Origin of the sequence: Pantoea conspicua (assembly GCF_002095315.1) — a bacterium.
Taxonomy (GTDB): domain Bacteria; phylum Pseudomonadota; class Gammaproteobacteria; order Enterobacterales; family Enterobacteriaceae; genus Pantoea; species Pantoea conspicua.
Map to the genome: position 1 here is coordinate 66,596 of NZ_MLFN01000008.1, position 23,811 is coordinate 90,406.

20 protein-coding genes and 1 pseudogene are annotated in these 23,811 nt (G+C 56.2%); 8 read left to right on the top strand and 13 right to left on the bottom strand.

The window, feature by feature from the left end; translation table 11 throughout:
- Positions 1–51: 51 nt before the first annotated feature.
- The 5 genes from HA41_RS05140 to fdnG are packed head-to-tail and all read right to left on the bottom strand — an operon-like array spanning position 52 to position 6,211.
- Positions 52–663 (bottom strand): glutathione S-transferase, encoded by a 612-nt coding sequence (locus tag HA41_RS05140; protein WP_094119867.1) that lies wholly within the window; start codon positions 661–663, stop codon positions 52–54.
- An 18-nt stretch (positions 664–681) separates the two neighbouring features.
- Entirely contained in the window at positions 682–1,608 is a 927-nt protein-coding gene (gene fdhE, locus HA41_RS05145) for a formate dehydrogenase accessory protein FdhE (protein WP_094119868.1), read from the bottom strand.
- Positions 1,608–2,249 (bottom strand): formate dehydrogenase cytochrome b556 subunit, encoded by a 642-nt coding sequence (gene fdoI, locus HA41_RS05150; protein ID WP_094119887.1) that lies wholly within the window; start codon positions 2,247–2,249, stop codon positions 1,608–1,610. The genes fdhE and fdoI overlap by 1 nt, the downstream gene beginning before the upstream one ends.
- The gene (gene fdxH / locus HA41_RS05155; protein ID WP_094119869.1) at positions 2,249–3,148 is read right to left on the bottom strand and encodes a formate dehydrogenase subunit beta; all 900 of its coding nucleotides are present in this window, start codon (positions 3,146–3,148) and stop codon (positions 2,249–2,251) included. The genes fdoI and fdxH overlap by 1 nt, the downstream gene beginning before the upstream one ends.
- Positions 3,149–3,160: 12 nt before the next feature.
- The gene (gene fdnG, locus HA41_RS05160) at positions 3,161–6,211 is read right to left on the bottom strand and encodes a formate dehydrogenase-N subunit alpha (RefSeq protein WP_094119870.1); all 3,051 of its coding nucleotides are present in this window, start codon (positions 6,209–6,211) and stop codon (positions 3,161–3,163) included.
- Between the two features lie 399 nt (positions 6,212–6,610).
- On the opposite strand from fdnG, the gene fdhD reads away from it, so the two are divergent.
- Entirely contained in the window at positions 6,611–7,435 is an 825-nt protein-coding gene (fdhD, locus tag HA41_RS05165) for a formate dehydrogenase accessory sulfurtransferase FdhD (RefSeq protein ID WP_094119871.1), read from the top strand.
- On the opposite strand, the pseudogene HA41_RS05170 reads toward fdhD, so the two are convergent.
- Positions 7,432–8,206: pseudogene (locus tag HA41_RS05170) on the bottom strand (DeoR/GlpR family DNA-binding transcription regulator). The gene fdhD and the pseudogene HA41_RS05170 sit on opposite strands and share 4 nt — an antisense overlap.
- A 177-nt stretch (positions 8,207–8,383) precedes the next feature.
- Here HA41_RS05170 and HA41_RS05175 point away from each other — a divergent pair.
- The 3 genes from HA41_RS05175 to HA41_RS05185 all read left to right on the top strand — a co-directional run bounded on the left by HA41_RS05175 (position 8,384) and on the right by HA41_RS05185 (position 11,767).
- Positions 8,384–9,724: an aspartate aminotransferase family protein gene (locus HA41_RS05175; protein ID WP_094119872.1), complete on the top strand. Its 1,341-nt coding sequence runs from the start codon at positions 8,384–8,386 to the stop codon at positions 9,722–9,724.
- A 259-nt stretch (positions 9,725–9,983) separates the two neighbouring features.
- On the top strand, positions 9,984–10,601 hold the full coding sequence (sodA, locus tag HA41_RS05180; RefSeq protein ID WP_031375573.1) for a superoxide dismutase [Mn]: 618 nt from the start codon (positions 9,984–9,986) through the stop codon (positions 10,599–10,601).
- Positions 10,602–10,804: 203 nt separating this feature from the next.
- Positions 10,805–11,767, top strand: a complete 963-nt coding sequence (locus HA41_RS05185; protein WP_094119873.1) for a VirK/YbjX family protein — start codon at positions 10,805–10,807, stop codon at positions 11,765–11,767.
- 8 nt (positions 11,768–11,775) lie between these two features.
- On the opposite strand, the gene HA41_RS05190 is transcribed toward HA41_RS05185, so the two are convergent.
- From HA41_RS05190 to HA41_RS05220, 6 genes are all read right to left on the bottom strand, one after another.
- Positions 11,776–12,138, bottom strand: coding sequence for a YibL family ribosome-associated protein (locus tag HA41_RS05190; protein WP_094119874.1), 363 nt, complete (start codon positions 12,136–12,138; stop codon positions 11,776–11,778).
- A 105-nt stretch (positions 12,139–12,243) separates the two neighbouring features.
- The gene (mtlR, locus tag HA41_RS05195; protein WP_208612744.1) at positions 12,244–12,789 is read right to left on the bottom strand and encodes a mannitol operon repressor MtlR; all 546 of its coding nucleotides are present in this window, start codon (positions 12,787–12,789) and stop codon (positions 12,244–12,246) included.
- Positions 12,790–12,853: 64 nt separating this feature from the next.
- Positions 12,854–14,002 carry a mannitol-1-phosphate 5-dehydrogenase gene (mtlD, locus tag HA41_RS05200; RefSeq protein ID WP_094119876.1) on the bottom strand — a complete coding sequence of 383 codons (1,149 nt, stop codon included), beginning with the start codon at positions 14,000–14,002 and terminating at the stop codon, positions 12,854–12,856.
- A 95-nt stretch (positions 14,003–14,097) separates the two neighbouring features.
- A complete protein-coding gene (locus HA41_RS05205; RefSeq protein ID WP_094119877.1) occupies positions 14,098–16,032 on the bottom strand; it encodes a PTS mannitol transporter subunit IICBA in 1,935 nt (644 codons plus the stop codon).
- A gap of 441 nt (positions 16,033–16,473) precedes the next feature.
- Complete coding sequence (locus HA41_RS05215; RefSeq protein ID WP_094119879.1) at positions 16,474–17,190, bottom strand: DUF3053 domain-containing protein; 717 nt, start codon at positions 17,188–17,190, stop codon at positions 16,474–16,476.
- Positions 17,191–17,382: 192 nt separating this feature from the next.
- Entirely contained in the window at positions 17,383–18,981 is a 1,599-nt protein-coding gene (locus HA41_RS05220) for a gamma-glutamyltransferase family protein (protein ID WP_094119880.1), read from the bottom strand.
- 704 nt (positions 18,982–19,685) lie between these two features.
- Here HA41_RS05220 and HA41_RS05225 point away from each other — a divergent pair.
- A complete protein-coding gene (locus HA41_RS05225; protein WP_094119881.1) occupies positions 19,686–19,979 on the top strand; it encodes an HTH-type transcriptional regulator in 294 nt (97 codons plus the stop codon).
- A 41-nt stretch (positions 19,980–20,020) separates the two neighbouring features.
- On the opposite strand, the gene HA41_RS05230 is transcribed toward HA41_RS05225, so the two are convergent.
- Positions 20,021–20,614 (bottom strand): HD domain-containing protein, encoded by a 594-nt coding sequence (locus HA41_RS05230; protein ID WP_094119882.1) that lies wholly within the window; start codon positions 20,612–20,614, stop codon positions 20,021–20,023.
- A 63-nt stretch (positions 20,615–20,677) separates the two neighbouring features.
- Between HA41_RS05230 and HA41_RS05235 the strand changes: the two genes are divergently transcribed.
- The 3 genes from HA41_RS05235 (at position 20,678) to eptB (ending at position 23,686) form a co-directional block, all read left to right on the top strand.
- Positions 20,678–21,142: a MarR family winged helix-turn-helix transcriptional regulator gene (locus HA41_RS05235; RefSeq protein WP_094119883.1), complete on the top strand. Its 465-nt coding sequence runs from the start codon at positions 20,678–20,680 to the stop codon at positions 21,140–21,142.
- Positions 21,143–21,237: 95 nt separating this feature from the next.
- Positions 21,238–21,666, top strand: a complete 429-nt coding sequence (locus tag HA41_RS05240; RefSeq protein WP_094119884.1) for an organic hydroperoxide resistance protein — start codon at positions 21,238–21,240, stop codon at positions 21,664–21,666.
- Positions 21,667–21,994: 328 nt separating this feature from the next.
- Entirely contained in the window at positions 21,995–23,686 is a 1,692-nt protein-coding gene (eptB, locus tag HA41_RS05245; protein WP_094119885.1) for a kdo(2)-lipid A phosphoethanolamine 7''-transferase, read from the top strand.
- The last annotated feature ends 125 nt before the right edge of the window (positions 23,687–23,811 follow it).

The following is a 23,811-nucleotide window of genomic DNA, read 5'->3' on the forward strand; positions in this document are numbered from 1 at the left end:
TTGGCTTCGCGGCAGGCAGGCAGAGAACGTGAACGCGAGCACCGTGACCCGTCACGCCGCAGGCGGCGTTGTCCGGGCGAAGCTCTCGCGCTGGAACAGCGTCTCAGCCAGTTTTACCAGCGCAGGTCGTTCCACGCACCAGTTCGGCACGACCCGACGGAAATTGAGGTAGCCAATCATGCAGCCGGTGGCGATATCAGCCAGATTGAGCTGACCGTTATTGAGCCATTTTCCCTTTGCGGCGTTTTTCTCCAGCATATCGAGACTGCGCTGGATCTTCTCGCGGTTACGCAGCAACACCTCTTCCGACTGCTGATCGCCAGGCCGCATCTGCTCACGCACAATCACCAGCGCGGCGTCGCTGATGCCATCTGCCAGCTTCTCCAGCTGACGGATCTGCAGTGACTGATGGGGATCGGCAGGCAGCAGGGCGGGCGCATCGCCGCGTAGTTCGAGAAACTCCGCGATGATGCTGGAATCGAACCAGATTTGTTGATCGTCAGCCACCAGCGCCGGAACTTTTCCCAGCGGATTGTAGTGCGGAACGTGACTGTCATCGCTGTAAGGCGATGCGTTAACGAACTCAAAGATAATGCCTTTTTCCAGCATAATGATCGAAATCTTACGCACAAACGGGCTGGTATAGCTGCCAATCAGTTTCATCGGGTTCCTCCAGGTTAGCTACGATTCGCCAGGAAACATAAAAGGGTTAAGGCTGCTGCGGGCAAAACCTTCCTGCTCCATCCGGGCATCCAGCACCAGCGATGCCAGATCGTCGGCGACCGGTTCGATAGCCGGATTTTTTTCCTGATAGAGCATCTTCAGATAGGTGCCGCAGTCGCCACAACTCTCCGCTTTCACCGCCGCATGTTCACTGTCGAGCGACCAGTAGTGCAGATCGCGGGTCTGTTCACACTGGGTGCATTTGCTGCGCACCACGTACCACTCACTCTCACACAGATTGCAATGCAGGTAGCGCGCGCCATCGTGACTGCCCATGTGAACCACACTGGCGACCGGCATACTGGCGCACACCGGACAAAACTGACGCTGATCGCCCATCTCAGCACGCGCTTTGCCAGGGATCATCGCGGCCATCTGCGCCCAGTACAGCGCCAGCGCGGCCCAGATAAACGGCGCTTTGTCGCTACTCACCTGAGCATACTCGCCGGCAAACAGCGCGCTGGCCAGCGTTTCCAGTTCCGTGGCGGAGGCTTTCTCCAGATTCTCCAGCACCGCCAGCGCCTGGCCACTCATCTCAGGCTTGAGTTCAGCAATCAGCGAGTGCAGTAACCGGTGCCAGTGCGTGTCACGTGGCAGCGTGTGAATATCCAGCGGCGGCTTGCCCTCGCGGGCGCTCTCTGCCAGCCGCGCCCGTAGATCCGTATGCAGCGGATGATCATACAGCACTATTTCCTGCGCTTCGGCAATCACCGCCGCAAAACGCAGGTAGTCGCCCAGAGGATTTTTAGCCGCCAGATCACGCAGTCGCGCAGCACGGCGGCTATACAGGTTTTTCAGCCGTGGAAAAAGTAACGGCGGAATCATCTCCGCCGTCTTTTTTTCGCTCTTCTCCAGCTGATCTTGCGGGATAATGCGAATGCTCATCAGGGGCGTTTTTCCTGTTTTGTAGGCTGATTACGCTGCTCACGATACCAGCGTGGATGGTGCTGTCTGGCCCAGTCTGAACTGACCCAGCCCTCAATCATCGCTGTCAGCGTGCCTTTGACCCACAGCGCGGCATAGACATGCACCATGATGACGACGATCAGTGCGGCAGCCGACACCGAATGCACCACTAACGCCAGTCTGATCAGCGGAATAGTGAACGCGCCCGCGAAGTAAGGTCGCCAGATCACAATGCCGCTGACAAGCAGCAATACTAAGCTGATGATAGCAGCCCAGAACACACACTTCTGACCAAAGTTATATTTACCGGTATCACCGACCTCTTCATTCAGGGCAATACGATGGATATTTTTCGCCCAGTAAAGGTCATCAGCACCGATCAGATTATGCCGCCAGTAGCGTAAAAACATCAGCATAAAGGCGGCAAACATCACCACACCCACAAACGGATGCAGAATACGCGCCAGCTGTGGCGTGCCGAATATCAGCATCAGCCAGTTAAAGGAGGGAAAGAAAAAACCTAACCCGCTCAGCGCCGCCATGACAAAGCATAAGGCGACAATCCAGTGATTAATGCGTTCCACAGGGCGGTAACGCACAAGGCAATCGGAATGTTTCATCATTTGCGCTCCTCCGGACGCTCGTCGTCGTCATCGTGATGCTCTGCGACCCGATTCGGGCCCACGCCGACATAGTGGAATAGCGAGGCGGCGAAGGTGGCGGCAAAGCCGACCGCGGCCAGCGGTTTCCAGATGCCTTTCCAGAAGGTGACGGTCGGGCTGATATGCGGATCGGCGGGTAACCCGTGATAGCGCTGCGGCTGACTGGCGTCATGCAGCACATACATCACATGCGTTCCGCCCACGCCTGCCGGGTTGTAGACGCCAGCCCGGGCATACCCGCGTGCTTTCAGTTCAGCAACCCGCTCGGCGGCCAGCGTCAGCATGTCGCTTTTACTGCCGAAATGAATGGCGCCGGTCGGGCAGGTTTTTACACAGGCTGGTTCCTGGCCGACGCTGACGCGATCGACACACAGGGTGCATTTGTAGGCGCGGTTATCCTCTTTGTTCAGTCGTGGCACGTTGAACGGGCAACCCGCGATGCAGTAGCCGCAGCCGATACACTGTTCTGACTGGAAATCGACAATGCCGTTGGCGTACTGAATGATCGCGCCCGCCGAAGGACAGGCTTTGAGGCAGCCGGGATCGGCGCAGTGCATGCAGCCATCTTTGCGGATCAGCCACGCCAGGTTGCCGTTCTCTTCCACTTCCGAGAAGCGCATCACCGTCCAGGATTTGGCGCTTAAATCGGTGGGATTGTCATAGATCCCAACGTTATGTCCGACCTCATCGCGAATGTCGTTCCATTCGGAGCAGGCGACCTGGCAGCCTTTGCAGCCGATGCAGGTGGTGACGTCGATTAATTTTGCGACCTGGCGCTGATGATCGCGCGCCTGCGGCGGCGGGGTAAATCCATTGGTCGCTGAGCGACGAATAATATCTTGTGACGGGTAAGCCATTGTCATCCACCGTTACGCTTTTTCCACTTTCACTAAAAATCCCTTGTATTCCGGGGTCTGTGAGTTGGCATCGCCAACCGAAGGGGTCAGCGTATTGGCGAGAAAGCCTTTGCGCGCTGTGCCTTCAAAGCCCCAGTGACAGGGAATGCCTACGGTATCGACCGGCTTACCGTCAATCATCAGACGCGGCAGTCGGCGCGTCACCACCGCTTTGGCTTTGATGTAGCCGCGACGTGAAGAGACCTTAACGCGGTCACCGGCACGTATCCCTTGCTCTTCGGCCAGCTCAGCGCCAATCTCGACAAACTGCTCCGGCTGAGCAATGGCGTTCAGCAAGGCATGTTTGGTCCAGTGACGGAACAGCTCGGTGATCGAGTAGGTGGTCGCTACGCAGGGGTAATCCGCGGCCTCGCCCAGACTGGCAGCATCGTTGCGGAACAGCCGGACAACCGGGCTGTGGCGCTGCTGCGGATGCAGTGGGTTGTCACTCAGCGGGCTTTCCATCGGCTCGTAGTGTTCCGGGAACGGGCCATCAGCCAGTTTATCGAGTGCGAACAGATGACCCAGGCCGTCGGGCTGCATGATAAAGGGGCCAGCCTGCTGCTGCGGCGCCAGCGTCAGCGGATAATCGGGCACATCGATGCCCTGCCAGCGTGCGCCATCCCACTCAATCAGGCGGCGTTGAGGGTCCCAGGCTTTGCCCTGGCTATCGGCAGAGGCGCGGTTGTAAAGAATGCGCCGGTTAGCGGGCCAGGCCCAGGCCCAGCCGGATACCGCGCCCAGCCCGGCAGGATCGGCGTTATCGCGTCGCGCCATCTGATTGCCCTGCGGCGTCCAGCTGCCCGCGTAGATCCAGCAGGCGCTGGCGGTGGTACCGTCATTGCGCAGTTCCGAAAAGCCGTTGAGCTGCTGGCCTTTCTTTAGCAGCAGCGTGCCGCTGTCATCATAGATATCAGCCAGCGCGCGGCCATTACTCTCCTGTGCCACCTCTTCCGGCGAGGGATTTGCGGGATCCTGATAATCCCAGCGCATCGCCATCAGCGGTTCAGGTGCGGTCCCGCCTTCCTGGCGATAAAGGTCGCGCAGACGCAAAAACAGATTGCCGAGGATTTTGCCATCGTGCAGCGCTTCAGCCGGCGGCTCGGCGGCGGCCCAGTGCCACTGCAGCCAGCGCGACGAGTTCGCCACCGATCCCGCTTCTTCTGCGAAACAGGATGAGGGCAGGCGAAACACCTCGGTCTGGATTTTGGCCGGATCGACGTCGTTAAATTCATCATGGTGCTGCCAGAAACTGGCGGTTTCGGTGCTGAGCGGATCGATCACCACCATATATTTCAGGCGGGAGAGCGCCCGGACCGCTTTATTTTTATCCGGGAAGGCGGCCAGCAGGTTAAAGCCCTGAATCAGGCAGCCGTTCAGCTCGCCCTGTTCCATCATCTCAGCCTGCGCCATGCAGTCGTAGCTTTTGTCCCACTTAGGCAGCCAGTCGTAGCCCCACTGATTTTCTGCCGTGGCGTTATCGCCATAGAAGCTCTTCATCAGGCTGACAAAAAATTTATCGCTGTTCTGCCAGTAGTTGACCTGGCCCGGCAGGGGGGCCGCCGGCGTGGCTTTCTGCAGATAGCTCGCCAGGGTGGTCATTTTTTCTGACGGCAGCGGCAGGTAGCCTGGCAGGCTTTGCGACAGCAGACCAAGATCGGTAAAGCCCTGTACGTTGGAGTGGCCGCGCAGCGCATTGATACCGCCACCGGGCATACCAATATTGCCGAGCAGCAGCTGGATCATGGCGGCAGTGCGAATAATCTGTGAGCCGTTGGTGTGATGGGTCCAGCCCAGCGCATAGAGAATGGTAGTGGTGCGATCGGGCACACTGGTGGCAGCAAGCTGCTGGCAGACCGTGAGAAAACTCTCCTGCGGCGTACCGCACAGGCGTGCCACCATTTCCGGAGTATAACGGCTGGCGTGGGCTTTTAGCAGGTTCAGCACGCAGCGCGGATGGCTGAAGCTGTCATCGCGTTGCGCATGACCCGCTTCATCAAGCGCGTAGTGCCAGCTCTGGCGATCGTACTGACGGGTGGCGGCATCATAACCACTGAACAAACCGTCGCTAAAGCTGTAGCCCTCATCAACAATCAGCGCGGCATTGGTGAAGGCTCGCACGTACTCATGCTGAATGTGATCATGCTGCAGCAGGTAGTTGATCACCCCCATCAGGAACACTACGTCGCTACCGGCCCGTACAGGGGCGTAGAAATCGGCCACGGCGGCAGAACGGTTAAAGCGCGGATCGACCACAATCACCTGCGCCTGATTGTGGATTTTGGCGTCGATGACCCATTTAAACCCGACCGGGTGCGCTTCGGCTGGATTGCCGCCCATGATCAGCACCACATTAGCGTTTTTAATGTCGTTCCAGTGATTGGTCATTGCGCCGCGACCAAAGCTGGGCGTCAGTGCTGCAACGGTCGGACCGTGACAAAGCCGGGCCTGATTTTCCAGCGCCACAATACCGAGCGCGCGGGCAAATTTGTGGTCAAGCAGGCCGGTCTCATTGCTGGCAGCCGAAGAACATAACATCGCGGTGGTCGGCCAGCGGTTAACCGTGATACCGGCGGCGTTGGTGGTCTGGAAATGGGCGTCGCGATCCTGCTTCATCAGCCGGGCAATGCGCTCAAAGGCCTGCTGCCAGCTGATACGCTGCCATTTATCGCTGCCCGGAGCCCGGTATTCCGGGTATTTAAGCCGCTGCTCACTGTGGATAAAATCGAGTACACCTGCACCTTTAGGGCAGAGAGAACCGCGGCTGACCGGATGATCGGGATCGCCTTCAATGTGGTAAATCGAGGCGCTGGCATTTTTAGCACCGTCGCCCAGGCTGTAGATCAGCATGCCGCAGCCCACTGAGCAGTAGGTGCAGTTATTGCGCGTTTCTCTGGCGCGGATCAGTTTATATTCCCTGACGCTGGCTAAAGCGGTGGCCGGGGAAAAACCTAACAACGCTGCACTGGTGCCCGCTAAACCGCCGGCGCAGAGTCTGAAGAAGCTCCGTCTGTTAATTTGCATTTCGTTCTTCTTTATTGGCTCCATTGCGAAGCAGTGCAAAATAGCAGCCCTATCTCCTGCTAAGTTGACCAGGGTCAAGCGGTCAGGCATTAGTGATCCCGCTTTTACATTTTGTTAAATTTTTTTAGCAAAGGATTTACTGTGTAAGTCATTTTTAGCAGTGGGCAAAAATAATCGTGCCTTGATGGTCACGGATGTTAAATCGTGAGGAATAATCATTCGCATCCTGTCGCCAGCGGGCGTGGCCGGGGCGATGCGGCGTTCGGCGATCGCATCAAATGCCTTGTGGTTTATTTGCGCTACACCCGACGTAAGGGCAAAATTAGTCGCTGTCGCTGCCTTTTTACGCGGCAGTGCGGTCAGCTCATTTCTTCATTTGTTAACAACAGGTCGTACTCCTTGAAAGCTATTCCGCAAACCCCCGGCGAAAATTTAACAACTCAGTCAGGCCTCAGTGAGGCTCAGGTTTGGCAGCGCGCAGACCTTCGGCTGGCCCAGCCTGACTGGCTGGCGGAAGAGGTGCCGGTGGCGCTGGTTTATAACGGCATCTCCCACGTCGTGATGATGACCACGCCAAAAGATCTGGAGGCATTTGCGCTGGGATTTTCGCTGTCGGAAGGCATTATCGACGCGCCAGAGGATATTTTCGGCATGGATGTCGTGCCGGGTTGTCACGGTATCGAGGTGCAGATTGAGCTTTCCAGTCGTCGCTTTATGGCGCTGAAAGCGCAGCGTCGTGCGCTGGCTGGCCGTACCGGCTGTGGCGTGTGTGGCGTCGAACAGCTGGATCAGATTGGTAAGCCGCTGGCGCCACTGCCGTTTACCCAGACGTTCGCGCTGGCGCAGCTGGATCGGGCGCTGGGGCAGCTGAAAGATTACCAGCCGGTTGGACAGAAAACCGGCTGTACCCATGCCGCTGCGTGGATCCAGCCGGATGGGCAGCTGGCGGGCGGCTGTGAGGATGTAGGTCGCCATGTGGCGCTGGATAAGCTGCTGGGCTATCGCAGCCAGTCATCCTGGGGCGAGGGCGCGGTGCTGGTATCGAGCCGCGCCAGCTACGAAATGGTGCAGAAATCCGCCATGTGCGGCGTCGAAATCCTGTTTGCCGTCTCGGCCGCAACCCGGCTGGCGGTGGAGGTCGCTGAGCGTTGCAATCTGACGCTGGTCGGCTTTAGCAAGCCGGGACGCGCCACCATTTACAGCCACCCACAGCGGCTGATTTAAACCACTATCACCTGCGGCAGTGCCTGCTGCAGTGCCGCCAGCGCAGCGGACGCCTCACCACCGCCATCGGTAATCAGCGTGGCGATCGCCTGCGGTGCGGCGTAAACCGTGCGGCTTACCACACCCAGTTTACTGTGATCGGCCAGCAGGATAGTCGCGGCGGACTGCTGCACCATCGCCCGGGCAATCGCCGCTTCGTGCGGATGGAAACTGGTGGCACCGCGGCTCGCCTCAATACCGACCGGCGACAGCAGCGCAATGTCGGCGCGATAACGCACGATCTCCCCGACGGTAATCTCGCCGCGTGTCTGCTGCGCGCCGGCTGATAATGTCCCGCCCAGCAAAATAATCTCATTACCCAGCACGTCATGCTCCTCTCCGGCGCTGAGCGCCAGGGCAGCCTGAAGGCTATTGGTCAGGATGGTCAGGCCCGACAGCGCGTAGCTCCTCAGCCAGCAGCGTGGTGGTGCTGCCTGCATCCAGAAACAGCGTCTGACCCGGCTGTAATAAATGTGCGGCTGCCCGGGCGATGGCGCGTTTTTCCCTGGCCTGCACCGCACGGCGGACCGTCAGCGGCGGCTCAGGCGGCGACTCAATGGCCACCAGACCGCCGTGAACACGACGCGCCAGCCCCAGCGCTTCCAGCTCAATAATGTCGCGGCGCGCGGTTTCCCGTGATACGCCCAGTTCCCTGATGATGCGCTCGGTACTGACCTGATTTAAGTGGGTCAGCAGCGCCCGGATGCGCTGAAGGCGCGTTTCCTGCAGCATGGTCATTCCTTATTGCGCGCAGTGCGAAAGTCGGCTGAATCAGTGACTAAGCTTACCTCAGTGCCCGATTGTCGTCATGTGCATTTGGTTGCGTTTGTGTATTTGGTTGCATTTTTAGCGCGGGCAGGCATGATGGGTTATCAGCTTCAACCCCTTCACCTCGCAACGGGAGTTACCATGGCCACGCGTTCCACCATTATGGATACCAACAGTTTTCGTGCTGAACATGCGGATGCGCTGGATAGCGACACGCGCAGGATGACCGAAAAACGCAGCAAAGTGCTCGGCGAATCTTATCGCCTGTTCTATCGCAAACCGGTGCATCTGGTGCGCGGTGAAGGTCAGTATCTATGGGATGCGGCGGGCGACAAGTATCTTGACGTTTATAACAACGTGGCGAGCATTGGTCATTGCCATCCGGCAGTGATTGAGGCGGTGACGCAGCAGATGAAAATGCTGAACACTCATACCCGCTACCTGCATGAAAATATCCTCGATTACAGTGAAGCGTTGCTGGCCACCACGCCTGCAGCGATCGATCGCGCTATGTATATGTGTACCGGTTCTGAGGCCAACGATCTGGCGATCCGGGTGGCGCGCGCCTTTAGCGGCGGCAGCGGCATTATCGTCAGTAAAGAGGCGTATCACGGCACCAGTGAGCTGACCTCCGGCGCCTCACCGGCGCTGGGCAGCGGACAGCCGCTGGCACCGACCACCCGTATGGTGATGCCGCCTGATGCTTATCGGGTTGATGCGCCCGATCTGGGCGAATGGTTTGCCGGCCAGATTCAGCAGCAGATTGATGACATGGCGGCACACGGTATTAAATTCGCCGGTTTTCTGGCGGATTCTATTTTCTCTTCTGACGGCGTATTGCCTGACCCGCGCGGCTTCCTGAAGCGGGCAGTGGAGGTGGTCCATGCCAACGGCGGTATCTTTATCGCCGATGAAGTGCAACCCGGCTTTGGCCGCACCGGCGATGCGTTCTGGGGCTTTGGTCGTCATGATGTGGTGCCGGATATCATCACGACCGGTAAACCGATGGGGAATGGCATTCCGGTATCGGGTCTGCTGGCAAAAAGTGAGGTGCTGGCCGCCTTCAGCGACTCGATTCCTTACTTCAATACCTTTGGCGGTAATCCGGTGGCGATGGCGGCGGCGCAGGCGGTGCTGAAAGTGATCACTGAAGAGGGCTTGCAGGAACACAGCCGTGTGGTGGGTGCGAAGCTGCTGACTGAACTGCGCAGCCTGATGGGTCGTTACGACTGCGTCGGTGATGTGCGCGGGGCCGGGCTGTTTATCGGCTTTGAACTGGTCACCGATCGTGACAGCAAAACGCCAGACAAAACGCTGGCGCTGGACCTGATTGAGAAACTGCGTGAGCATCGGGTGCTGACATCGGTGGCCGGTCCGTATGGGAATGTGCTGAAACTGCGTCCGCCCCTGGCGTTTCAGGAGAGCGACATCGACTGGCTGGTCGGGGCGCTGGACAGCGCGCTGCGCGAGCTGGGGCGCTGAGCCCAGACGGGCAAAAGGGGCGCTGTCGCAGTGGTCACGCCCCGGAGTCAGGCGATTCGGGCGGCCCCCAAAGGGGCTTCTGAGGCGGCGGTCAGTAAAAAACAACGGGTTGCTTTTGCCCTATTCCTCAAATCCTTATGGTTAATAGGGCATTGATTACCCTTTTACGCTACATGAATTTAACTATAATGATTCGACTGCTTACGCGGCACGTCCCGAATTCGTCGTGCTGCTCAAATACTAAATGGAGAGGAAGAACATGAGTTATTCACTGCCATCCCTGCCTTACGCATACGACGCACTGGAACCGCATTTCGACAAGCAGACGATGGAAATCCATCACACCAAACATCACCAGACTTATGTCAACAACGCGAACGCGGCGCTGGAAGGCACTGAATTTGCCAATCTGCCGGTCGATGAGCTGATCACCAAACTGGATCAGCTGCCAGCCGACAAAAAAGGCCCACTGCGCAATAACGCAGGCGGTCACGCTAACCACAGCCTGTTCTGGAAAGGCCTGAAAATCGGCACCACGTTGCAGGGCGACCTGAAAGCGGCTATCGAGAAAGATTTCGGTAGCGTAGAAAAATTCCAGGAAGAGTTCGAGAAAGCTGCTGCGACCCGTTTCGGTTCAGGCTGGGCGTGGCTGGTTAAAAAAGGCGACAAGCTGGCGGTAGTCTCTACCGCTAACCAGGACAACCCGCTGATGGGCGAAGCGATCGCCGGCGTTTCGGGTTATCCGATCCTTGGCCTGGATGTGTGGGAGCACGCTTACTACCTGAAGTATCAGAACAAACGTCCTGATTACATCAAAGCGTTCTGGAACGTGGTTAACTGGGATGAAGCTGCAGCCCGCTTTGCTGCTGCTCAGTAAGTTAATCCTGCGTTAACAAAAAACCGGTGGAATTTATTTCACCGGTTTTTTTATCTTTAATTCGTGTCGGCCAAAATTAAACCAAAAATCAACAAGCGTTGCTTTTTGACCACGGTTAGTTTTAACCTTCTGACACATTAACCTGCCGTTGACATTGGTTGTTTTATCCTCAGTGACATTCCTGCTCACTACGTGTCGATAATATGTCAATTATAACTACTCACGAGACCACCACCGATTCTCCTGCATCGCTATTCTTTCAGTTAATCAGCGGGAAATATGTCCCTGACAAGCTGTGGCTCAGTAAACGTTTCCGGCTGAAATTTGCGTTAAGAAGTGTAATGTCGCCGCTGACCACCACCCATTATTTACATCAGCTGTCGCAATTGCCACAGTTCGGGCTGCTGATGAGCACGCAGGGGTTATTGCCCGCCAGGCTGCACCGGCCCTATCTGCGTTCCGGTATTAGCATCGCTGCGCGCGCGCAGGCGATACTGGATCACTATACCCTGATGAATAATCTGCCGAATCCAGCGTTACGTCAGCTACTGCAAAGCGCCGGTGATAATCTGCTGGCTTCGCTGAACGGTAAACATGATGAGGCGTTTTTGCTCTCCTGCAGTTCAGGTTATTTTGACCGCGAAGGGGAGGTGACGCTGGTGCTGCGTTATAACGGTGAAATTATTGCTTCGCTTTCGTTCTCGATTATTAACGAGAATAAAAAACGCACCTTATTAATTGGTGGATTACAGGGACCGCGGAAACATATCAGCAATGACGTTATTCGCGAGGCGACCAAAGCGGCCCACGGTCTATTTCCGAAACGTCTGTTAATGGAAGTGGTATTTATTGTTGCGCAACAGTGCGGTGTGGAAAAAATTCTGGCGGTGGGTGATGAGACCCACGTTTTCCGAAGCCTGCGCTATCGTCACAGCAAAGGCGATAAGTTCTTTGCCAGCTACAGCGAGTTCTGGTTGTCACTGAACGGTGAAGCGCGACAGGACGGAATGTTTATGCTGCCACTGAGTCTGCCGCGTAAAACGCTGGAGGAGATTACCAGCAAGAAGCGGGCAGAATACCGCCGTCGTTATGAACTGCTGGATGCGCTGGCGGAGCAGGTGTATGCCGCCGCCGGCGAGCACAGGATCGATCAGGCAGCAGCCTGATCGTCTAATCAGAAGGCGGTTCTGGCGAAGCCGGTCATCACTTTCAGACCCATTTCACGTCCCAGCGCGGTCATTGGATGCACCACCACCAGGCCGCGCACGCTTTTCTTCAGCACGCCAAGATTTGCCTGCTCTTTTTTGGTAATTTCGCGGCTGAAGCCCATCTTCTGCAGCTTCTGCGCTTCTGCGCTCAGCTTCTCGACACGCTGATTACGCAGACGCTCAATCTCGGTGACCAGCGTCTCTTTCTCTTTCAGCAGCGCGCCCAGTTTCTCGACATCACCCGATTCCAGTAACTGCGGCTCTTTGCGGTTCAGGGCGTCCAGCTGATCGCTGAGACGTTTGATTTCGTTTTTTTCTTGCTCTTTCATGACAACAACTCGTTGAGGAAAACAGGCAAAGGATACACCAAATCCGGCGTATGTTCCCGGTTAGGTTATGACGATGTCAGGAGCCGGACCGGCCCCTGACTGGATTTAACCGGCGGACTTTTTGAACGCCTGTTTCAGGCTGATGCGGGAAATCAGTTCGGTAAGCGACAGCACCATGGTGGATCGTACCATCTGCAGGTAGCGCTGCTGCTGCATGCTGCGCAGCTCCGCGTCCTCGGTATTAAATACCGGCGCGGGTGGCCAGGCCGTCACGCAGTGCAACTCACCGAACGGACCGAGAATCTCATCGTCGGTAAAACGATAATCGCCGCTGTCGTGGTCCAGCTCCTCGCGCAGCGCCAGCAGCAGTTCACCATCTTCATATTCATGCCGGCTGATCAAGCCGAGTCCGTAAATCAGCTTTAGCCGCACCGACAGTTCGCCCAGCGGACCATTGCCCAGTAACAGCGGTTCCACCGCGTATTTGACAGCATAATCATCTTTGCGGAACACCTGCAAAACCAGCAAATTGACCGCTTCAGCCAATAGCTCAACAGCGGCGATCAGAAAGCTTCTCACCGAGCGACCGGCGTTCAGGCGCTCAAGCACCCGGTTTTCAAAAGCTTGCTTCTCTTCCATTATTGCCTGCATAGGGTTGATACCGCCGTTGGGCGCAGGCGAACTGCGCCCGGCTTGCGTCACTAACACGTGCACATTATGCCATAGCGTGCCAGGCGCTCACCACAGCCGCCACCACTTCGCTGCTGGCATCCAGCCCGGAAATCTCTGCCAGCGTGGCCTGTGGACCTTTTTCTGCCAGCAGGGCAGCCAGCTCCTGAGCCTGCGGGTCCTGATCGCTGCGATAGTGCATCGCGGCGGCAATGCCCTGCACCAGACTGGCATGCGGTAAACCGTACTCCAGGGTGCCCAGCGTGGGTTTAATCAGGCGATCGCCTGCGCTCAGCTTACGCAACGGCTGGCGGCCAACGCGCTCAACGTCATCTTTCAGGTAAGGGTTCTCGAAGCGACCCAGGATTTTCTGGATATAGGCCGCGTGCTTATCGGTGTCAAAACCGTAACGCTTAATCAGTACCGCGCCGCTCTCTTCCATCGCGCCTTTAACAATCGTCCGCACTTTTTCATCAAGGATCGCGTCACGGATGGTCTGATGGCCCGCCAGCTGGCCGAGATAGGCGGTGATGGCATGACCGGTATTCAGGGTAAAGAGTTTACGTTCGACGAATGCCATCAGGTTATCGGTCAGTTCCATGCCCGGAATGACGGGCAGATCGCCTTTGAACTGGGTTTTATCAACAATCCATTCGCTGAAGGTTTCTACCGTGACTTCCAGCGGATCGCTGCTGCCCGCCTCGGAAGGGGGCACGATGCGATCGACCGCCGAATCAACAAAACCGACATGTTGTTCCAGCCAGGCGTGATACTGCTGTGGTAGCGCCTTCAGCACATGCTGTTTCAGCTGGCTGGTGCCGCGCACCATGTTTTCACAGGCGATGATGTTTAACGGACGGAGATTACCGTTGTCGCTGCGTCTGGCCAGACCTTTGGCAACGCTGCCAGCAATACGCTCCAGAATCTGCGGGCCGACCGCCGTGGTGACCATATCCACCTCAGCGATCAGGGTGATGATGTCGTCGCTGGTGCTGTTGACCGCGCTGACGCCTTTGACCATTTCAACTTTGGCCTGCTCGCCAACCACATGAACGGGATACTCATGACGCGCGTTGAGTGCATCCAGCACTGTCTGATTCACATCAGCAAAAACCAGTTCGATACCTGCATCCGCCAGTAATTTACCGATGAAGCCCCGACCAATGTTTCCTGCTCCGAAATGTAACGCTTTCATAATTTTTGACCCATATCAAATGACGATGGGGCGGGCACGCCCGCCCCAGGAATCGGGACGGGCCTGACCGCCCCAGGGAAAATAATCTGTTTAGCTTACGCGGTGACCGGTTTGCCTGACAGCAGATCCAGCACTTCCTGTACGCTGGTGGTATTAGCCAGCTTTTCAATCACGCGATCATCATCCAGCGCGTTGGTCAGGCTGGTAATCACCTGGATATGCTCGTTATTGCGGGCAGCAATACCAATAACCAGTCGTGCCACGTCTTCCGCATCATCACCGAACTGCACGCCTGCCGGATACTGACAGAACACCACGCCGGTCTTCAGCACGCGGTCTTTGGCTTCTACCGTACCGTGCGGCACGGCAATTGACTCACCGAGGTAGGTTGGCGTCAGTTTTTCACGCGCCAGCATCGCTTCAATATACTCAGGCTCAACATAGCCGCCTTTTACCAGCTGTTCACCGGCGAAACGAATCGCCTGCTCTTTGTTGCTGGCGCGCAGGCCGAGGAAGACGTTGTCGGCACCGAGTTTAAACAGGTGCGCATTACCTTCGTCGTAGCTGTCTGACAGTGCCGTTTTCACCGTTTCACGGTGTGTTTCGCTGCGGTTCGCCGCCACCAGACGCTCGGTCAGGGTGCTGTAGAGCGCGCTGTCGAGGAAGTTATTCAGCGAGATATGCTGCGCATGAGGCGCCTGGCGAATCGCGCGCTCGGTCAGATCGCGGTGAGTAATCACCAGATCAACATCACCTGGCAGGGCGTTAATTGCCGTGTTGGTCACCGATACGTTGCTTAAACCGGCATCCAGTACCTTTTTACGCAGCACACCGGCGCCCATGGCGCTGGAACCCATACCAGCATCACAGGCGACAATGATTTTGCGCACATGGTGCAACTCAACGCTCATGGCATCACTGGCAACCGCGGCGCCTGCTGCAGACTGGCCTTTAGACTGGGCTTTCATATCCTGCATGCGCTGTGTCGCGGCTTCGATATCGTCATCTTCTTTCACCTTGCTGGTTTTCAGCAGGATGGCGGAGACCACGAAGGAGACGGCGAAGGCAGCCACAATGGCAGCAATGTTGGCGAAGTAAGCGCCTTTTGGCGTCATCGCCAGTACGGCCAGGATGGAGCCCGGTGAAGCAGGGGAGACCAGACCGCCATTCAGCAGCGTCAGGGTAAAGACACCGGTCATACCGCCGAGGATCACCGCCAGCAACAGACGGGGTGCCATCAGCACATACGGGAAGTAGATCTCATGAATGCCGCCGAGGAAGTGGATAATGGCTGCACCGCCGGCCGACTGTTTCGCGCTGCCGCGACCAAAGAACATATAGGCCATCAGCACGCCCATGCCCGGACCTGGGTTCGCTTCAATCAGGAAGAAAATGGACTTGCCCGCTTCGCTGGCCTGCTGAATGCCGAGCGGCGAGAAGATACCGTGGTTAATGGCGTTGTTCAGGAACAGGATTTTCGCCGGTTCAACGAAGATGGAGGTTAATGGCAGCAGGTTATTCTGCACCATCAGGTTGACGCCCGCCGCGAGGATGTGTGACAGACCTTCAACCAGCGGACCGATAGCCAGGAACGCCAGCAGCGCCAACAGCATACCGATAATGCCGGCAGAGAAGTTGTTGACCAGCATCTCAAAGCCGCTTTTGATTTTGCCATCGACAGCCCGGTCAAACGACTTGATTGCCCAGCCGCCCAGCGGACCGGCAATCATCGAGCCGAGGAACATCGGCATGTCGGCACCGACAATCACACCCATAGTGGTGATGGCACCGACCACGCCACCGCGATCGCCGCCCACCAGACGTCCACCGGTAAAACCGATCAACAGCGGCAGCAGATAGGTGATCATCGGGCCAACCAGTTTGGCTAACGTTTCGTTAGGGATCCAGCCAGTTGGAATAAACAGTGCAGTGATGATACCCCAGGCGATAAACGCCCCGATATTCGGCATCACCATATTACTCAGAAAGCGACCAAAGCTTTGTACTCTGACCTTCACTGATGAGGACATAAACCCACCCCTTATTGAGACGCGCTGCAATAGGAGAGCGCGCTTGTTTTTGTTTAGCCACCCCGGCAGTGAGCCGGTGGTATTACTGTATGCAGGCGGACTCTATCACGCGAATATGACGCTGCGTAGCGGTCAGAAAAAGTGTGATTTAGATCACCTAATCCAGGTGGGTGCGGGGGTGTTTTTAGTGATTAAGATCACAAAATTAACTCAGAATAATCTGGAGGTGGGGAAATTTTAACCGCAGAACCGGTTTATTTGTGACGCTTATCACAATTGGAGGGCGGCATTTTGTTATAACTATGTGACTTAGGTCACAAACTATTTTTGGTCAAAAATGCGCCCGATCACAGTTTAGTCAGACCATAGAAAAGCAGGAAAAGAAAGGCGGCTAACCGGAAGGGAAAAGGGCAGGCGATCAACGCCTGCCGCGTGATGTGCTTACTGTAAACCACCCTGAACGGCCGTTTGCGCCTGGCTCAGCGCCTGGGCATTGGCTGATAAGGTACTCATCAGCGCATTGTACTGTGACGCCTGCTCCTGGGTCGGGAACTGCACGCCGCCCTCGTTAAAGCTGACGCGGGTGCCCTGGGTTTGCAGGAAATCACCGGTCTGCACCGCCGCCTGGCTCAGCGCCTGCAGCTGTGGCAGCAGCGGGATCAGCTGGTTTGCCGGTACGGTGACCACCTTGTTGTAGGCGGTATCGTAGACTTTTTTCAGATCGTCTTCCTGCTTCAGCGCGGCTTTACTGCTGTCTGCCTGCATTTTGGCGCTTTCGATCTGTTGGGTGACAATCACCAGCGCACTGTTCGCCTGACGCAGCGAGTCGCGACGGCTGAGGTAATCCTGCGGCACGCGAATGGCTGAAAGCTCATCGACCACCGGACGCATCCCCTGATCGACCGCCTTATTGGCCTGCTGCGAGAAGCCATACAGGATGGCGTAATCACTGGCGAATTTACCAAAGCTCTGCTTCTGATTTTCGCTCAGGCTCGGCAGGTGCTCGCCACTGCGCATCACGGTATTCTGTAGAAAATCGGTAAATGCTTTGCGCTGCTCGCCCTCTTTATCACCGCAAGCGGTGAGTTGCAGCACGATCAGCGTGCCAGCGACTAAAACCGCGCCGCGCGCCCAGAGGCGTGTGAGTCCTAAAGCCATACGTTCAACTCCTGTCGGTGAAACTGGCTGATGTCCAGGTAAGAATGGCCTAAAGAATAGAACAAACCCGCATCGCGGCACAATGTGAAACCATCAGTGAGATGCGGTTGCACAATCCGGTGCGCTGCCGGGCACGATGTACGCTATACCGATAACGGCTGAATCGACTCGCCATCGCCGACTGACGCAGCATCAGAATACCAGCGCCTGACCATCTTTACGGCTTTCGGTCGCTGCAATATAGAAGCCCTGCGGATCGCGGAGTATCGCCTGGGCGCCGCCAAAATTATAATTACTCAGCGGATCTTCCAGTACCACATGGTGTCCCATGCGGCGCAGGGTGCTGAGGGTATTGCGATCGATCGTCGCTTCAAACACCACTTCACGACCCTGCACCACCCGCCAGCGTGGCGCATCGATCGCCGCCTGCGGATTCTGCCGATGCAGCATAATTCGCAGCGCCAGTTGCAGATGCCCCTGCGCCTGCATCGGACCGCCCATCACGCCAAACGACATCAGCGGCTGCCCCTGACCATCCAGCGCGAAAGCGGGAATAATGGTGTGGAATGGCCGCTTACCGCCTGCCACCCGATTGGGATGGTCTGGATCGAGTGAAAACCCGGCCCCGCGATTTTGCAGGCTGATGCCGGTATCCGGCACCACCACGCCCGATCCAAACCCCATATAGTTAGACTGGATAAACGACACCATCATGCCGCTGGCATCGGCAGTGGAGAGGTAGACGGTACCGCTCTGCTGCGGTGTGCCAAACCGGAAGTCGCCTGCCTGAGCCGGATCGATCAGTGCTGCGCGCTGACGGATATAGTCGGCGCTTAACAGGCGATCCGCCGGAAATTCAAGATGGTCTTCATCAGTGACGTAACGCTCAAGATCGACCAGCGCCAGTTTCATCGCCTCAATCGACAGATGCAGCCACTGCGGTGAATCGGGCGCATAGCGGCCAATGTCCCACGCTTCAAGGATGCCAAGGGCGATTAAGGTAGCGATGCCCTGACCGTTGGGCGGCAGCTCCTGCACCGAGCCGCCGGCAAACGGGCGCGACAGTAATTTCACCCAGTCAGCGCGATGCATGTTGAGATCGTCGAGGCTCAGCGCCGCGCCGTGCTGCTGGGCGAAGGCCACCATCTTTTGCGCCAGTTCACCGCGATAAAAACTTTCGCCCTGGGTATCGGCAATCTGCTGCAGCGTGCGGGCCTGGGCCGGATTGCGGTACAACTCGCCGATGTGTGGCGGACGACCCTGTGGCGCAAAGCAGTCACTGAAGCCGGGCTGATGCCGGAGTTTGTCGTAGCCGCGCTGCCATAGCTGACCAATCAACGGCGAAACCGGGAAACCGTGGCGCGCATAGTCAATGGCCGGCTGGGCTAAGGTCGTCAGCGGCAGCGTGCCAAAACGTTGCGCCAGTGTGACCCACGCCGAGACCGCGCCAGGTACCGTCACCGACTCCCAGCCGGTTTCCGGCATGGCATGATGCCCGGCAAAGCGTTGTGGGTTCCATGCTGCTGGCGCACGGCCTGATGCGTTTAACCCGTGCAGTTCGCGGCCATCCCAGACGATGGCGAAAGCATCACTGCCAATGCCATTGCCGGTCGGCTCAACCACGGTCAGCGCCATCGCCGTGGCAATCGCGGCATCCACCGCATTGCCGCCCTGTTGCAACATACGAATACCCGCCTGGGCTGCCAGCGGCTGGGAGGTGGCCACAGCATGACGGCCCATCATCGGCACCCGATGAGAGGCATAACTCACATTGAAATTGATATCACTCATTGATGTTCCTTCTGATTGATTAGCCAGCAGCCTGCCCGCAGACGCACCACGGTAGCGCAACGGGCTCATCTGCTGCCCGGCATCCGCACCCGTATCAGGCGTTATCCCGCTGGCTGCGGCGTCCGCCGCGGAAGCGGCTCCGGGCAGCGTAGAAGAACCGCCAGCCTGTGGATGTGAGCTGTGCCGTGCGGGCAGGGCCTGCCTCCCCAGGACTATTCTTAATTTGATTAACAGAGTGAATATAAATGTTTAAGAAGTGAGCCATTGGCGTATATTTTGCACTCGTTCATGAGAAGCGGTATTTCCTCACAGAATCGATATTATGCTGCCACAAAGCATGACGGCAGCCACATTACTACCAAACATAATTTGATTTTTCTGACACTTGCTGAGGCAAAAAGATAATAGCCTCAACTATTTAGTGGCGCTGGAACTTTTCCAGCTAAGAAAAGATAAAAAAATAATTATAAATTGCGCGGCAAATCGTCAGGTCTCTATCCATACTTAGGCTCCCGGCATTTGTTGCATTGACCTGACATGTTTACAAGCAGTGCACAGCAGGCTGTGTCCCGTAGTGGTTTCTCTCATAACAAAAACAAACCCTTGCGGGATACAGCCTGACCAGGCCCGGTTTCAGAGTCTGACTTCAGATTCTTACCTCTCTACTTTCACGTGCTTCATAGTGAGTTTTTAAGGAGTTCTCTATGGAATTAAAAGACCCAATGTTTGAATTGCTCAGCAGCCTTGAGCAGATTGTTTTGACACGTGACAACCGTCCCGCTGAGTTATCTATTCAACGCCAACCTGCCGTGCCAGAGCCACAGCGTCTGCGCGAAATGACCGGCATGCAGGTTGATGAATTTGCAAAAGTGATGGGCGTAAGCGTTTCTTCAGTAAAAAGTTGGGAAGCCCGACGTACCCGTCCTTCCGCTACGGCACAGAAGTTAATGAAGCTGTTGCATGCCAACCCGTATCTGGGTCGGCAACTGCTGGAATAATGAAGAAAAATCCAAAGGAACCCGCCATGGCGGGTTTTTTTTTAGCTCAGGTCGCGGTATTTCGCCGTCTGCTTCTCAAACCAGCTGTCCGGCACGTTGTAGGGCGGCTGTCCCAGCTGGGCGATACCCGCTTCGATAATGGTCGATGCCTGTTGCCATAGTTGTGCATCGCCCTGTTTCAGCAAGGTAATCTGCACCTGTTTTTCCACCAGATAGATGCGGGCAAAGTGGGGATCGAAGCGCACAATCGCGCGGGTGTTATCGATGATGTCAGCCAGCTTAATGGTTTGTGCCTCCGGACTGGCTTCGGCGGTATGGCGAAAGTGCGCCAGTTTGCGCGCCGCCCGGTTCTTTGCGGTCACCGGTGCGCTGTCGGTCAGCATCCCGACCAGGCTGGCGACCCGCGCACCAAACAGATGATTGATATCGTCCAGCGTGGTCGGCGTATCTTCTACCGTATCGTGCAGCCAGGCAGCGGCCAGCAGCGCATCATCATCGCTAACGCTGCGGACTAATTCCGCCACCGCCGCCGGATGAACAATATAAGGCTCATCAGTATATTTGCGGCGCTGACCGGCGTCGGCGTGGGCCTGCGTAGCGTAGCGTCGCGCGTGTTCTTCCAGTGAATTCTGCATGCGTTTACCCCTGTTTAAAAAGTTTGCTTGCAATTATCTAGCGCGCTATCTATATTGGGTCGTATGAACAGTGATCAAGATGACAAAAAAGTGAAAACGATGCCACTGTTGGTCGATCAGCAGCTCTGCTTTGCACTCTATTCCGCCAATCTGGCGATGAATAAGGTCTATCGCCAGCTGCTGACCCGACTCGACATCACCTATCCGCAATATCTGGTGATGCTGGTGTTGTGGCAGAAGGACGATCTTACGGTTTCAGAGATTGGCGAGCAGCTTTTCCTGGATTCAGCCACCCTGACGCCGCTGCTGAAGCGACTGGAGAGTGCGGGCCTGATTATGCGGCAGCGTACCCGACAGGATGAGCGTCAGGTCGCGGTCACGCTGACTGAGGCTGGCCGAACATTGCGCGGCAAGGCGGAATCTATTCCGGAAGCGGTCAAATGTGCCACCGCCTGTGACGATGATGCGCTGCGGGCGCTGAAAGGGCAACTGGATGACTTGCGCGATAACCTGAACCGATCACGATAAATCTTACCGACGGGCGTACCGCGCCCGTTGAACCTCACCGCCTCATTACGGCCTTACAAGTAGTGAGCGATTAAATAGCGTAACGGAGAAATATCATGTCTTTAGAACAAGTGGTTTACCGCGCAAAAGCCAAAGCAACGGGTGGTCGTGATGGCCGTGCAACCTCCTCTGACGGTGTGCTGGACGTGAAGCTGGGCGTACCCAAAGAGATGGGCGGTGCCGGTGGTGAAGTCACGAACCCTGAGCAGCTGTTCGCAGCGGGCTACTCAGCCTGTTTCCTCGGCGCGATGAAATTTGTGGCGGGCCGCGACAAAATCGCGATGCCAAAAGAGGCCTGGATTGAAGGCGAAGTCGGCATTGGTCCGATTCCTGATGGCTTTGGCATCGAAGCGACCCTGAACATTCACCTGCCAGAGATGGATGAAGCGGAAGCGCAGAAGCTGGTTGATGCGGCACACATCGTTTGCCCGTACTCAAACGCAACCCGTAATAACATCGACGTGACGCTGAATATTATTCGCTAAACGTGCAGCGGGCCGCTATGCCGGCCCGCTCTCTTCTCTGGCCTTCCGCAAGCCACGCCTGACCCGCCACTTTGCCCCGTTTGCCGTCCGGAATCGGACCGGCAGTATCGATTGCACAAAAAATGTGCTAATCGGCTCGACAAAGATTATTTTCTGGTCTATCCACTGCTGCCATGTTTTACTGATCCACCTCGCGTTATAGCCCTTAAATCCGTTCAGAATTTTCCTTCATCTGTTCCGGTCCGCTTATTCAGCGAACTCTGCCGCGTTTCGGTAGTCACATTAAAGATTTAATAAAGCGCTTCATTTCGGGGAAACACCATTTTTCATGAATTATATTAAAACCTTAACGCAGCAAAAGTTGTCGCTCCTGCTTGCGCTCTATCTCGGTATATTATTGAATTTACCGATTTTTTATCGCCGTTTTGACGGTTTCCTGACGAAATCGACGGTGACTAACTGGCTGACTGCCGTAACCGAAGTGGTGGCGATTGTTCTGCTGACTTTCTTCCTGATGCGGCTGCTGTCGCTGGGTGGCAAGTGGTTTTATCGCGTACTCGCCACGCTTATCGTGCTTATTTCTGTCGCCGCCGCCTATTACATGGCATTTTTTAACGTCGTGATTGGCTATGGCATTGTAGCGTCGGTGATGACCACCGATACCGATCTTTCCAAAGAAGTGATTGGCTACCATTTCATCCTGTGGATGGTGCTGGTCAGCGCACTGCCGCTGTTAATGATCTGGCGTAATAAACTGAGTATGACGCTGAATGAACAGCTGCGTACACCGGGTCAACGCCTGAAGCCCACCCTGATTATGCTGCTCTGCGTGGCGCTGGTCTGGCTGCCAATTCGGTTTTTCGACAAGCTGCAAAAGAATAATGAAGAGATCACCAATATCGATCTGCCGAGCTACGGTGGTGTGGTGGCGCACTCTTATCTGCCTTCGAACTGGCTTGCGGCGGTCGGACTGTTTGCCTGGACCCGCATGGATGAGTCGCTGAACAGCGAGGAACTGCTCGATCCGGCGAAAAAATTTACCTACGTCGCGCCTGCCGGGCTGGACGACACTTATGTGGTGTTTGTGATTGGTGAAACCACCCGCTGGGATCACATGGGGATGCTGGGTTACGATCGCGATACCACACCTAAACTGTCGAAAGAGAAAAACCTGGTGGCGTTCCGCGGTGAATCCTGCGATACCGCGACCAAGCTGTCGCTGCGCTGCATGTTCGTGCGTGAAGGCGGCACCATGGATAATCCTGGCCGTACGCTGAAAGAGCAGAACGTGTTTGCGGTGATGAAAGAGCTGGGCTTTACCTCGGAGCTGTTTGCGATGCAGAGCGAGGTCTGGTTCTACGACAACATCAACGCCAATAACTTTGCTTTCCGTGAGCAGATTGGTTCAGAGAAGCGTAACCAGGGCAAAGCGGTCGACGACATGCTGCTGGTGCCAGAGATGAAGGCGTCGCTGGATCGTTTCCCGAAAGGGAAGCATCTGGTGGTGCTGCATACCAAAGGTTCGCACTATCTCTATTCCCAGCGTTATCCGCGCAGTTTTGCGAAGTACCAGCCGGAATGTATGGGTGTGGATGAAACCTGCAGCAAGGCACAGTTGATTAATGCCTATGACAACTCGGTGCTCTATGTCGATAGTATGCTCGATAGCGTGCTGGATCAGCTACGTGATAAGAAGGCGATTGTCTTCTATGCCGCTGACCACGGTGAGTCGATCAGCGAAAACATGCACCTGCATGGCACACCGCGTGAAATGGCGCCACCGGAGCAGTTCCGCGTGCCGATGATTGTGTGGGCGTCTGATAAATATCTGGCCGACAGCCAGAACCGCAGCAACTTTGAGCGTCTTCAGGCGCAGCAGCGCGTCGGCAAAACCCATCGTCATGTGGAGTTGTTCGATACCATTCTCGGTTGTCTGGGGTATACCTCACCCGATGGCGGGATTAACCCGGCCAATAACTGGTGTCAGGCTCCAGCCACCAGCCCGGCGAAATCGCTGTAATAACAACAGCGAAAGGGCGTGACGGAGGCTGGTTTGCCGCTAACCGCGTGCTTTCCAGGCGATCGGCGGTAAAAGCGCAAAAAGCGGTTGACGCTGATCGGGGGTCGCAGTAACATGCGCCCCCA

What these genes read in the sequence shown, in the direction of transcription:
- HA41_RS05240 (WP_094119884.1), top strand. Translation starts at nt 21,238, where the DNA reads ATGTCTTTAGAACAAGTGGTTTACCGCGCAAAAGCCAAAGCAACGGGT.
- HA41_RS05220 (WP_094119880.1), bottom strand. Translation starts at nt 18,981, where the DNA reads ATGAGTGATATCAATTTCAATGTGAGTTATGCCTCTCATCGGGTGCCG.
- fdnG (WP_094119870.1), bottom strand. Translation starts at nt 6,211, where the DNA reads ATGCAAATTAACAGACGGAGCTTCTTCAGACTCTGCGCCGGCGGTTTA.
- HA41_RS05140 (WP_094119867.1), bottom strand. Translation starts at nt 663, where the DNA reads ATGAAACTGATTGGCAGCTATACCAGCCCGTTTGTGCGTAAGATTTCG.
- eptB (WP_094119885.1), top strand. Translation starts at nt 21,995, where the DNA reads ATGAATTATATTAAAACCTTAACGCAGCAAAAGTTGTCGCTCCTGCTT.
- HA41_RS05225 (WP_094119881.1), top strand. Translation starts at nt 19,686, where the DNA reads ATGGAATTAAAAGACCCAATGTTTGAATTGCTCAGCAGCCTTGAGCAG.
- sodA (WP_031375573.1), top strand. Translation starts at nt 9,984, where the DNA reads ATGAGTTATTCACTGCCATCCCTGCCTTACGCATACGACGCACTGGAA.
- HA41_RS05205 (WP_094119877.1), bottom strand. Translation starts at nt 16,032, where the DNA reads ATGTCCTCATCAGTGAAGGTCAGAGTACAAAGCTTTGGTCGCTTTCTG.
- mtlR (WP_208612744.1), bottom strand. Translation starts at nt 12,789, where the DNA reads ATGCAGGCAATAATGGAAGAGAAGCAAGCTTTTGAAAACCGGGTGCTT.
- fdxH (WP_094119869.1), bottom strand. Translation starts at nt 3,148, where the DNA reads ATGGCTTACCCGTCACAAGATATTATTCGTCGCTCAGCGACCAATGGA.
- mtlD (WP_094119876.1), bottom strand. Translation starts at nt 14,002, where the DNA reads ATGAAAGCGTTACATTTCGGAGCAGGAAACATTGGTCGGGGCTTCATC.
- HA41_RS05175 (WP_094119872.1), top strand. Translation starts at nt 8,384, where the DNA reads ATGGCCACGCGTTCCACCATTATGGATACCAACAGTTTTCGTGCTGAA.
- fdoI (WP_094119887.1), bottom strand. Translation starts at nt 2,249, where the DNA reads ATGAAACATTCCGATTGCCTTGTGCGTTACCGCCCTGTGGAACGCATT.
- fdhE (WP_094119868.1), bottom strand. Translation starts at nt 1,608, where the DNA reads ATGAGCATTCGCATTATCCCGCAAGATCAGCTGGAGAAGAGCGAAAAA.
- HA41_RS05185 (WP_094119873.1), top strand. Translation starts at nt 10,805, where the DNA reads ATGTCAATTATAACTACTCACGAGACCACCACCGATTCTCCTGCATCG.
- HA41_RS05190 (WP_094119874.1), bottom strand. Translation starts at nt 12,138, where the DNA reads ATGAAAGAGCAAGAAAAAAACGAAATCAAACGTCTCAGCGATCAGCTG.
- HA41_RS05235 (WP_094119883.1), top strand. Translation starts at nt 20,678, where the DNA reads ATGAACAGTGATCAAGATGACAAAAAAGTGAAAACGATGCCACTGTTG.
- HA41_RS05230 (WP_094119882.1), bottom strand. Translation starts at nt 20,614, where the DNA reads ATGCAGAATTCACTGGAAGAACACGCGCGACGCTACGCTACGCAGGCC.
- HA41_RS05215 (WP_094119879.1), bottom strand. Translation starts at nt 17,190, where the DNA reads ATGGCTTTAGGACTCACACGCCTCTGGGCGCGCGGCGCGGTTTTAGTC.